This window comes from Pseudomonas sp. CH235, assembly GCF_004368175.1.
GTDB classification, from domain to species: domain Bacteria; phylum Pseudomonadota; class Gammaproteobacteria; order Pseudomonadales; family Pseudomonadaceae; genus Aquipseudomonas; species Aquipseudomonas paraglycinae.
The window spans coordinates 41,470-53,662 of the sequence record NZ_RRZJ01000002.1 but is presented as its reverse complement, the minus strand read 5'-3'; the positions used below and the strand labels follow the sequence as shown (position 1 = coordinate 53,662).

3 protein-coding genes are annotated in these 12,193 nt (G+C 57.2%); all 3 read left to right on the top strand.

Annotated elements, in window-relative coordinates; all coding sequences use genetic code 11:
• Positions 1-117: 117 nt before the first annotated feature.
• From EIY71_RS02470 to EIY71_RS02460, 3 genes are read left to right on the top strand one after another with little or no spacing between them, the layout of a single operon-like run.
• Positions 118-3,741: a Tc toxin subunit A gene (locus EIY71_RS02470; protein WP_158247727.1), complete on the top strand. Its 3,624-nt coding sequence runs from the start codon at positions 118-120 to the stop codon at positions 3,739-3,741.
• Positions 3,742-3,753: 12 nt separating this feature from the next.
• Complete coding sequence (locus EIY71_RS02465; protein WP_102687234.1) at positions 3,754-7,860, top strand: neuraminidase-like domain-containing protein; 4,107 nt, start codon at positions 3,754-3,756, stop codon at positions 7,858-7,860.
• On the top strand, positions 7,857-12,188 hold the full coding sequence (locus tag EIY71_RS02460; RefSeq protein ID WP_134020358.1) for a hypothetical protein: 4,332 nt from the start codon (positions 7,857-7,859) through the stop codon (positions 12,186-12,188). The genes EIY71_RS02465 and EIY71_RS02460 overlap by 4 nt, the downstream gene beginning before the upstream one ends.
• Positions 12,189-12,193: the final 5 nt, after the last annotated feature.

Sequence of the window (12,193 nt, the reverse complement as noted above, 5' to 3'; positions counted from 1 at the left end):
CTACTGTCAGTTCTGACAGTAGACGCCACCCGCTCGATGACGCCAAATCCTTTGCAGGCACCATGCGAAAGGCGCCGTTCCTTTACTGGAACTCGTTTCAGACCCAGGAGCATCCACATGTACCGCTCTCCCGCTCAGATCGCTCAGAAGATGTTCACTCAAGCGGTCGGTAAACCCAAGCGCTCGTCCACGACGGCTCTGACACGTTTTTTCAAGGCGGGGGGATCGGTTGCCGTACTGGCGCAGAAAGGCGTCGACGGGTTGATGCACGATTTTGGCCTGAACCGGCAGCAGGCCGGGGAGTTCCAGCAGCGCCTCAATGTGCTGTCGACCGTGGTATTGCGGCAGTTCATCGAACACCAGTTGACTGCCAGAGATGCCAGAGCTGTTGCGCGTTCGGGGCTCAATAACGGTCCGACTTACGCCTTGTTGTTCAAGCCGAACTTCGACGCGTTATGCCCGCCTGATGCGATCGAAGCCATTCACTCGCCTGCGGCGTATCTGACAGCCCTGTTGCATTGGGCATTGCATCGGCTGGGGGAAACCGATGGCAAGGACCTTCCGCTGGTTGGCCGGCGTACGGATCTCGAAAAACTGCTGATCGATGTCAAGGCCGTCCATGGTGCAGTGCCGTCGGTGGAAGTGATCAGCCACATCATGGAGCACTTCATCACCGCCACGCAGGGGCCCATTCAAAACCTCGATGAGGCGTTGAACCAGAAGGCCTTTCCTCGGGAACTGCCCTTTCACTGGCCTTGGGTTACGCTCGATCATGTACTGAAGGGACATGGCGAATCGGTGGGCAGCGTGGTGCGTCTGTGCGATTTGCAGTATCCGTGCTTTCTTCGTTCGGCACCGTGGAGCGACAAGTCGGATGACGCCCTCGTTCAAGCTTCACGGTTGAGTCCATCACAGCGGACAATCCTGACCGAGGCGAGTCATTTTCCAGACGGGGGCGACGAGTTCTACCAGAAATACCTCGGTCTCAAGGGAATTTCGATTGGTAATCTGAGGCTCGTCCACGTTTTCAATGAAAGAACGAAGCTGGATACGCCGGCGCTTGAGGCATTGCTTTCGATTGAAGGTTTCACTCCCTTCCTGTCCGAAAATGCGCCGGGTGTCGTCACGGGCCCTGTTACAGGCAAGGACCATGGGTCTGTCTTTGTTCATGAGGCAAAGACCCCGTCCATTACCATTGTCAAAACGGACTCGGGCCTTCTCAATCGTTTCGAGAATATGGGGAGGCCCGACGAGCCCGACGAGCCCGACCATTCCGAGCGGGTTGATCGTGCCAATCGTATATTGCGACTGACTGACTGGTTGCGGTTGGCCAGTGACGAAACCGATCGACTGATCGTTGCGGCAATGCTCGCTGAAGTGCCCCCGCCGACCCCCTCTCGCTACTGGATCACAAGCAATACTCTGCGAGCTATCGGGCTGTTCCAGGCACTGCGGGAGGTCTTTGGATGCACCGCAGAAGACTTCGCCGCCTTTATCGGGCCGCTTTGCGTTTTCGGGCGCGGCACGGAGCGTGCCCAATACGATCGAGTTTTCAACAGTGGTGCCACCGGTTCTCGTCCTTTGGTACTTGATGACCGATCCTTCCCGGTGATTCCCGTGACCGCTGCCGACCTGATTACGGTCAAGCAATTGTGCGCAGGCCTGGGTATTGATCTGGAAACCTATTTTTACCTCGCCAACCTGATTGCCGCCGCTCACGGCCTGGCTGAACTCAAGTGCAGCTTGCCGATCGTGTCCGGTTTTTATCGCATGGTCAGGCTGCCCCGGTTACTGGGGATTACTCCGATCGAGGCGGTCCTGTTGTTGAATCTGACGGGAGGTCAGGTCTGGGTGAACGCACTGGCCGGCGTGCCGCAGATCAACAACCAACAATCAGCGGGTAAGCCGGACGTACTGAGTGTGATGCATGCCTTGATGGATGGCGTGCAATGGGCCCGGACCGCGCAGTTGCCGGTGCACTGGGTGGTGCAACAAGCAACAGCCTGGCCACCGAGCCGGCCCGATGAAAGACAACTCTCGTTGTTTGATCAATGGCGTCGGCAGGTCCCGGTGGCTCGGGTGACGGAAGATGTACTGAAAATGGCCGGTATCGAGCCCTTGTCGAACAATCGCCAGTGGCTGCGGGCGTTGAGGGCGTTGGTTGACGAACAGGGACTGATTCGTGATTTTGTTGAGTCAGCGGATCAGACCTACGAAGCCCACGCCCGGGAAATGACGGAGCGGGCCGTGTTGTTGGAGACGGGGAGCCTCGATACAGGTCTGGTGGCGCTGATTCTGGCGGTGGTGCTGCGTTGCCGCGCCAGTCAGAACAGTATGGTTCAGGAGGGGTTGGCTGCTTATAGCGGTCTGAAGCCGGATCTGGTTCTGCAGGTGCTTGGCTGGTCCGGCGCAAATGTGCATTTCGTATTGGCTCAGGTGCTCGGATTGCCGGAAGCCTCCAAGGACAGCGCTACTGTGCTGCGGCGGGAAGACCCGTCGAGCGATCCTGTTCTGCAGGTGTTGGCCGAGTTCTCGAGACGCAGCGCCGTGGTCGCGAGGCTGGAACTCAGCGGTGAATTTCTCACTCACTTCATCGCGACCGGGTATCGCGAATGGTTCGGTCTGCACTCGGTCGACGCATTCGACCTTTCAGCGTTGTATTACCTGACAGTCTACAAACGTGCCCTGGGCATGAGTGATCAGCCGGAAACGAGGCTGGTTGACTATCTGCGCCGCGTTAACGCGCTGCCGGCCAACCTGAGCAATCACGGGCTTGAGCTGGTCCAGGAGCGAGCCGCGAAGTGGCTCGCCGAGCTGTTCAACTGGAGCGTGGATGAGGTGCGCATCTGCGCTGCCCATGTGAATCCGTCGAAAGGCCTGGTCGTGACCCTGCAACAGCTCGATGTGCTGACACGCATTCGCTTGTTTGCCCAAAAGACCGGTCAGAGTGCCAGGACACTCCTCGAGCTCGGGAAGCTGCCACCGGACAGCGAATATGCCGACTATGAGTACGTCGCAGACCTTGTCAGAGCCAGCCTGACGACCACGACCGAACCGAATTACGCTGACGACGTCATGGCCGTGGGGCTGGACGTGATCGTGCACTGGACGACGGTGCCCGACCCCGTCAGGTTGATCGCTAACAAACCGGACGAATTTGCCGAATTTACCGTAACGGTAAAGAACCGCGAAGGCCAGGCGCGATTGAACGTCAATGTTCATTGCGCCACCACGCTGGGCCGGTTTGAAACTTCAATGATCACCACCGACGTCAACGGCACGGCGACGGTGAAGTTTTTCCCGGACAGCCGGATGGGCAGCGTCACTCCCGTTTTCAGGCTGGATCTGGGTGAGGAGACGGCCGCACCGAGGATCGAAATCGGGCCGGATATGGCCACACTCCATTTGAGAGCCCAAAACCCTTTCCCCGTGCCCGACAGCACCGTGCTGATCGGAACGCCGGTGACCTACCGCGCCATTGTCCTGGACGACTACGACAACCCCATCGCAGGCGCCTCGGTGACCTGGAAACTCGATCCGCTGCCTCAGGGTGAGATCGAGACTGTCACTGATCAACAGGGGCGTACCGAGGTGACATTCACCGGTACCGAGCGGGTCAACGTCAAGGTTACAGCGACAGCCCAAAACTCGACGTCCGTTAAATTCCGGGAAGTGTGGTTTGTCGAAAACCTTCTTCATCGCCGGCGAGTACCGGCGCCCCGCAAGCAACGCAAACAGTGACAGGAGATGGTGATGCTCAACAAAACTTCAGGTGAGCTGTCAGCCCTGCGTCGCAATGCGTTGATTGATTTCTGTCTTCACGCAAAACATGACAAGGCCAGTCATCCCTTTCCGATGAATACCCAATCGGCGGATGACCTCTGGGAATGGCTGCGCACCGATCCGCTGGACAGCGACGAAATTGAAACCTCGTGGGTGGCGGAGGCCAGGAGCTGTTTGCAGTCCTACCTTTTTGCGGTGTTGCAGAAATTTGAACCGGGGTACGACGGGCGGGAGTTCGATCCTGACCTTCTGCAAGAGTGGGATCTCGCCAGCAGTTACGGGTCGTGGTCGGCAAGCATGCTGCTGTTGTGCACACCTGAGGATTACATCACGCCTTATGTGCGCATCCGCAAAACCGGTTTGTTCAGGGCTCTTGAGAGTTATGTGAATCAGACCTCGATCACTGACGATTCGGTGCTCAAGGGCGCTCAGCGCTACCTGCGCAGCTTTGAAGAAACGTGCAATCTGAACGTCAAGACCGGTTATCTGGATGGGGCCAATCCGCTGGAGACGCATTATTACCTGGTGGGCAGGCAACGTGTTGCACCTTTTGGCTGGTTCTGGCGTGAAGCGAACATCAAACTCGCCTTCGACTCGCCATCGGTCAACCCGACTGACTGGCGAGAATGGAAATCTGCCGACATTCCCACCGATGACACTGTGCTGGATTGTCGGATGGTCTTTTGGGAAGGCCGGGCGTGCATGGTCTGGGTCCAATGGCGCCCGGGTGTTTTCGATAACGCGGGTCAACTGCAAAGCCTCCATGAGCTGGAAGTCATGGTGGCGTTCATCGCGCTGGACGACAGCTGGTCGCCACCCATTCGCTTGCATCTGCTGCAGACGGACAAGGACGTTTCGAAGGGTTGCCGGCTGGTCGCGGTAATTTTGCGCGACGAGATCGATACCTCGTATCCCAAGGGCAGGCTGGCGGTACATGTGACCAATGCCGAGCCCAAAGTCGGTACGTCGTCTGTGGTGTCTGTCGCTATCTATGAAACCCGTGACTCGCTGTTTCGCAAAGTGAAGGACGAAACGGCGGTCATGGATTACCTGGCCAATCACCTGTTTGTCGAGCGCCGTACGCTTCAGCAAAAGATGCAGCCGAAGCTGTTTCCGGCCGTTGACAGTGAGATCACCAAGCCCGGCACGCTGGCCGAGTACCTGGGGATCAAGGCTTATATCGTGCGTAACAGCGCTACTGAGCACTCGCTCTGGGTTCAGGGGCATTGTGCCCATGTCTCACGTGGCGGTGGCACGAACGTTGAGTTCACGCTGAAAGTCGAATTCACCACTGGTGGTGACCCGGACCCAGTTACTGCCAGTTACTCGAGTTCCGGTGGATGGGCAACGAAATGGCAGGAGATCAAGCGAACAGGGTTCAACAGCAGCACGCTCACCGTGAAACTGACAGGCGCCGCAGACTACGGTGAGCGAACCCTCGTCCTGACAGTCCCCGCCACGCTCGGTGATCATGGACCTCTACCGTACATCCATGACACCGATGCGCAGGGCGCCCAGTTTCTGGCCTTCAACCAACCGGCAAACGTTCTGAAGTTGAAATACGTCCGGCTCAATACGTTGATCGGTCACGAACTGGTGTTGCGCTCCAGTGTATCGATCGGCGTGTTGCTGGACTGGGCGACGCAGTTTCCGAAGGAGCCGCCTTTGCCCGAAAGCCAGGTCGAGCCGAACGGTCCGTTCGATGGTGCCAATGGTCTGTTTTTCTGGGAGCTGTTTTTTCACCTGCCACATCTGATTGCCGTCCGGCTGCGTGACGAGAACCGTTTTGAGGCGGCCCAGCGCTGGCTGCATTTCATATTCGAGCCGCAGTCGCCCGCTAAACCGGCGCAGGGTGATACCCCGGCAAGGCCGCAATACTGGCATTGCCGGCCTCTGGACGTGGAAAAGCCCGACATCTGCTATTGCTATGAAGTCTTCGCACCGGGGGATCCGGATGCCATCGCCTATTCATCGCCCTGGCATTACAAGGTCGTGATTTTCCTCGAGTATGTGAACAACCTCATCGCCTGGGGTGACTGGCTCTATCGCCAGATGACGCGGGACAGCCTGACGGCCGCCAAGCTGCAGTATGTCCGGGCCCGATCGCTGATGGGAGCCAGGCCGGATACCCGTAGCGTCAATCGCTGGGTTGCAAAGGAACTTGGTGAACTTGTGGGAGAGATGCAGACCCGACCGGCCCTCGCGGAGTTTGAAACGACATTGCAGCTGCGAACAGAGGATTTACCGGTCAGGGCTGCGCGTACTCAGTATTTGGGTGTGTACGGCACGCGTTCTTTCAATATACCGGTCAGCCCGCGTTTGCTGACGTTCTTTGACCTGCCTGATCAGCGTATCGACAACATTCGCCATGGTCGGACAATCGACGGCAAGCTTGCATCCATCCCTCTTTTTACCGCCATGGATCCAAGTGAGTTGTTGAATCGCCTGGCAGCCGGTAAGGCGGGACCGGTGCGACCGATGGGTGGACAGTTGCGAGTTGCGGTCTATCGCTGGGACGTACTGTTCAATGCAGCGTTGCAGATGGTGCAGTACCTGCAGGAGCTGGGGAACGAAGTACAGCGTCTGCTTGAGCAGCAGGATCGTGTCCAGCAGGAGACGTTGCAGCAACGCCATTTGACTGAGCTTGGCGAATTCGCTCGTCGGGCACAGGAAGAATCCATAGCACGTGAGGTCGAGGGCCTTACGGCGTTGCAGCACAGCAGAACCATGGCCGAAGAGCGAGAGCTGCACTACGCCGATCTGTACGACAAGCACATTTCTCCCGATGAGTTCAAAGTCATGGAGCATGTTGAAGCCGCTTCGGGCCTCGCTTCTCTGGCCACTGGCTTTGAGATGGGGGCAGCGGTAATCCATGCGTTCCCCAAAATCTTTGGATTGTCCAATGGCAATCATGAGCCGGCTTATCTGGTCAGTGCCGTGGGATTTGGTTTTCGGATGGCCGCAGACGTGCAGCGCGCCAGTGCCGACAAGACGGCCACCTCCGAAAGCTATCGTCGTCGCCGAGAGGATTGGTGGTTGCTGCGTAAACAGGCCAATACTGAAAAGAATGCGATCAGTGCCCAGATTGCAGGTCAGGAACGGGCCATCAATGCAGCAAGGATCAATCTGGAACACACCCTTGCCGCGAATAGCCAGGCGCTCAGACTGTTCGAGTTCCTGCAGACCCGGGCGACCAATCTGGAGCTTTACCAGTGGTTGATGGGGCAACTGCAGACCTTGCACTTTCAGGCGTATGACGCCGCTGTTGCTCTGTGCCGGAGTGCCCAGACAGCCTTGCGGGCGGAAACCTGTGAGTTCGATGCCTATCAACTGAACACCGATGTCTGGAGCGACCAGCGGCGCGGCTTGACGGCTGGCGCGACATTGCAGGCCGGTTTGTTGCGAATGCGGTCGGAATATCTGCAACGCAATGAGCGACGCCAGGAGATCGTCAAGACCGTTTCACTACAACGATTGTTCAATGATCCGGCGACCCGGCCAAAGGGTTTTGACAACTGGACTGATGCGCTGGACCACTTGCTGGCAACGGGCGCACTGGATTTCGAGCTGATCCAGCTACTGTTCGATCGCGACTACCACGATCATTACTGCCGCCAGATTTCTCGTGTCGAAGTCAGTCTGCCGGTGCTCACCGGGCCCTTCGAAAATGTGGTGGTGAAACTGATACAGGTCGGCAGCTATATCGCTACAAAACCGTCGATCGAGTCTTTGGAATATCTGCACTCCGGTGGAGGCGTTGCGCCTGTCGATGTGCTGATCAACCTGAGCAGTGGGCAGCAGGTTTCCCTGTCCACCGGGCTGGATGATACCGGTGTGGTATCACTCAGAGCTGACGAAGGCATGACCCTGCCGTTCGAAAACACCGGTGTCGTTTCGCGCTGGCGGATCGTATTTCCCTGGCATTTGAACCAAAAGCCGATGCTGTCATCGCTGACCGATATCCTGATCAAGGTGTTTTACACCGCCAAGGTCGGGGATCTGGCTTTTTCCAGAAAAGTGCAGGAACTGGTGAACGAAGCTGAGCGCAAGGTCGAGGCCAAGAGGACTCAATCATGAACGAAATCGACATCGACACGGATCACAATTTCGTGATGAACGGCGACATGACTGAGGGCTATGACCACTGGGACGATGTGGCCAATCCGGGGGGCGTCGAAATCCGGAACGACGGTAACGTATCGTACATGGCGCTAACCCACCGCGCGGCGGTTCGGCAAAGGATGATCGTGCCGATCGGACAGCAGGCGGAGGTCCGTTATGGCCTGCGTCTTCTTTACGACACCACCTATTTGTCATCGCCCGGGCTAGTGGTTGTAAACAAGAGGGGGAGTGACGAAAAGTTCGAAATCGAATTGCCGGTGAAGACAGGGTTGCAGGATGTCGATCCTTTGGCGATTGATCTGACCGAGATGCGCAAGGATTTGCCGGACAGCCTGGATTTACAAGCGGGTGATGAGCTGGAGATTAATTTGAGCAGCCCGGCAAGGGGTGTGGGCGAACCCAGCTCTGTGGAAATTCGTCTGACCGGGATAGAGATAAAGCTGAATCTTCCGAAGTTGGGGGGGGGGGCCGTTCTCATTGATGGCAAACGTTTCGACGCGGGCAACGTTGTGCCGATCTGCCTGGGGGCTACCGGGGATCAACATCACAGGGTTTTGTTTAAGGTTGATCCGCAGAGTGTCTGGAAAAATCTCGAGGCCAGCCTGTGGATTGAAGATAACCCGCTGGAGGCCATTACCGCCGAGCCCGAGTTGGGAACATCTCAGCTCATCAGTCTGGACTGGCTGCTGGATTGTCCGCAGCCGTCAGGCAAAGAACCTTATGAGCTGGAGGCGAAGATTTACAGCAAATACTCGGCGCCAGCGTATCCGCTATTGGTTTCCTGGGGGCATCACCTCTTGGAGCTGTTCGTACTCAAACAGGCCGAGACGTACCCGGTCATCGAGTACAACCAATCGGTGGAGCTGCAGGTTCAGGTCAGATCCTTCTATACCCAGGCACCGGTAGCGAGTGAGGTGGTCTGGCGGGCAGAGGATAAGGCCGGGAAGGTTTTGCACCGGGCACCCACCGATGCTCAAGGTCGAGCGACCTATCTGTGCACGCCAACCGAGGAGGGGGTGAGCAGGGTTATCGCCTCGGTTGCCAGCCCTTTGTCCGACGATGGCGAAGCGACGCATATCTTCGAAGTTCGGGCGTTTGCTATCGATCCGTTCAAAACCTTACAGGCTCGGTTCGATGGTGGGGCAGCGGCCGTCTGGGGGGAGAAGACCCGCTATCCGGAACGCGGTGAGTCATTCCCTGTCAATCTGGATATTACTGCGGAGCATCCTCTGATTGCCGCCAACTTTTTCCTGATCTGGGCAAATGGTGATTCACAAGAGGACGTCGGAGCAACCGCTCAACCGAACTTCGGGGCTCCTGCGCCTGTAGTTGACGGTACAGTCCTCTGGACAACGACCTTCGAGGACAAGCGCGACGGCCTGTTTGATTGGGTTCTCGGTTGTTCCAGGTTGCAGCATTTATCGCCAGGCAATGCCCTGTCGCTGGCTTACAACAGAGTCGAGATCGGCAAGACCTGGGGGCCGAACAAGTTGCCGATGGTGGACGAAAGCGAAATCGTCACCTGCATGGTGAATGTGCAAAAGGGCGACAGACAGCCTGTCAGTAACGTAAAAGTCGAGTTTGAAACACCGAAGGGTACAGTCACATCCCTCACGGGCGTGGATGGCTGGGCAAGCGTGGATTACTTGCCCGCCAATGCCGGTGACCAGAATATCGTCGCGCGGGTACAGCGCCACGAAGACGCGCCAGTGGATGAACATTCATTCGCCGTCAAAGCTTTGCCCACCAGCGCATGGAAAGAGCAGGTCAACTTCTCTTTGGACGGGAAACCGATTGATCGACTGATTCAGGGTGTGGTCTGTCGGCGTGGCAGAGTGCACAAGCTGCGGATTGATCCCGTTGCGAACAGCAACTTTATCGGCAAGTCGATTGCACTGCACTGGAATGCAAATACGCCCCCTTTACCGGGGTTTCAGCTGGACCCGCAAGTCGATGTTCCTCGGGTCATGACTATTTTCGGCCTTGAGTGGCACATCACCTCGGGCACCGATCTCAGCGGGTTCTCGACATTGGCGTTCAGCAGTTCCCATTTGCCGGAAAAGTGCGAGTTTCCCTTGCGGCTGCTGGCCGCCGATCTCGCCAGTGAGGTCCGGGCGATGCTTGATCATGTTTCAGCTGAACCGGGTAACGACAGGTTGTATCCCTGCCTGTGGACGTCTCACCAGTCGATGTATATGCCATATGGGATCAGCGCACTGCATGGGCTGCCTGTGAAAATGGCCATCACACCCTTGGCACCGGGAATGGAGGTCAACCCACCACTGACTGAGGATGTCGTCATGACGGCGGGTGGTGCGCGCAGGCAACTGGATTTCACCAACAGCACAGCCGATGTCGAGATGACTCAGACCGCTACCATCATGATCGATGGAGAGTCGCTGACGGCGCAGACTCAATTGAAGTTGGGCCATCACAAACTCAAGATTCTGGCCACGCGCGGTCCTGCCATTGATCCCGTCATGAGCAAGGGCGAGCGTGCCAGGGTCGAGTTTCGCTTGGGCTCGGCGTTCAATGATCAGCCGGTCAAGGGGGCAGAAATCGCGGTGCAGACCGGGAGTGCCGGGCCGGTTTCCTTACGGACAGATGCCGATGGCTGGGCGCGGCACGATGCACTGCCGAGTCAGGCCGGTATAAGCTTCATCACTGCTGTTGCTTCGAATCCTTACGATGGGTCAACGGCGGAAACCCGGACGCAGCTCACTGCCCTGGCAACGGATCCCTGGCTGGATCTGGATCTGGATCTGGATCTGGATCCGGATGTTTCCGTGAGCGCTTCACAGCGGTATGTGTGGGCAGCCAACGCGTTGTTTCCGAGACGCGGTGAGGCCTTCGGTTTCCGGCTTTTTGCGAGGGATGGCAGCCCCTTGCTTGATCAAAAGTTAGCGCTGGGTCTGGTTAATCCCGGCCGGAGTGAGGTCGGGCTCGAATTCAATCGGGTGTTGGGTGAATTCCACACGCTGGATGAGCGGGGGCTGGATTTTGAGCTCAAGGATGCAGATGTGAAGGACGCCAGTGTGTCTTTGCAGTTGGCTGCCTTTCGCTTGCTGGAACGTTCTCCTGTTCAGCCCCTGTCTTTGGGAAGTCGAGCCCTTGTCGCCCGGATTACCTCGACCAGTAGTGTTCTTGAGGTCGTTGATTGGGGAGCAACAGTGAACGCTGAAGTCACCGTAACCCATGTGTTGACCGGAAAGGCCATGAGAGGTTTACCGATCCGGTGGGAGTTGTCGGAGCAGGAGTCTCGGGTGACTTCCACCAACTATCGGGGGGTTGCGCAGATCAGCTTTGTTCCCGAAGTCGCGGGTCCAGGTATCGTCACCGCTTCTGTTGCCGGTGGCGCTGATTCGGCTTCAGTCGACTTTCGTTATTCAATGAACGAACCGTGCCAGATTGAAGATTTGGTCGTTGATGTGTCGAGCGGAAATCCCGGGCAAAAAGTGTCGGCGCATGTTTTCGTGGTTTCGGCTCTTAGCAAGAAGGCGCTGTCAGGGATCGAGGTGGGCTGGCGGCAGGGTGAACAAATATTGCCTTCGACATTCACTGATGCTCAAGGCAAGGCAACGATCGAGTTCTGGAGGGTGCCCGGTGAAACGCGATTGATCGCTTCGGTTCGAAGCGGTCTGGCCGGTAACAATGTGAAGTCGCTGATACTGTCAGCCCCGCCGGATGAGTTGGTCGTTGCAGAGCTGGCCAGTGACAAAACCAGATTTTGGCTGGGTGAGACCATGACAGCACAGGCCCGAGTGCGCTATGAGCGACACGGGGGAGTTGCACCAGGCGTACCGGTGGTTTGGCGTTTCCCGACTTCGCAGTCGCGCACCTCCATGACCAATGAAAATGGACTGGCAATGATGCAAGAGATGCCTGCGCAAATTGGTTTGCATCAGTTGGCTGCCTATGTCCAGGAGACATCTGGCGGATCCGGGACTTTGAATTATGAGGTTCTTGATCCGCTTGATTCTCCTGACCATGCAGATATCGAGTCTGTGACAGCTTCGATCAGTCCGGTGCTCGTTAACACGTACACCACAATGACCGCGCTGATTGTGGCAACGCGGTCCCGCCAGCCTATGGCGAACAGGAAAGTCTTCGTTTCCAGAAATGGACAGCCAAGCCAGGAATCAAGCACCGACAATCAGGGCAAGTACTCGCACTCCTGGTCGCCGACTTCAACCTCTGAGCAGGTTTCTCTTCGGGTCACCCTGGAAAACCCCGGCGGTACTTCGGTTAGCAAGGGGGTGACTGTGCCTGTTGTGGACCGTTGATCCGG

Excerpts from the sequence above, each read along its gene's own strand:
- EIY71_RS02460 (WP_134020358.1), top strand. The coding sequence starts at position 7,857 with ATGAACGAAATCGACATCGACACGGATCACAATTTCGTGATGAACGGC.
- EIY71_RS02470 (WP_158247727.1), top strand. The coding sequence starts at position 118 with ATGTACCGCTCTCCCGCTCAGATCGCTCAGAAGATGTTCACTCAAGCG.
- EIY71_RS02465 (WP_102687234.1), top strand. The coding sequence starts at position 3,754 with ATGCTCAACAAAACTTCAGGTGAGCTGTCAGCCCTGCGTCGCAATGCG.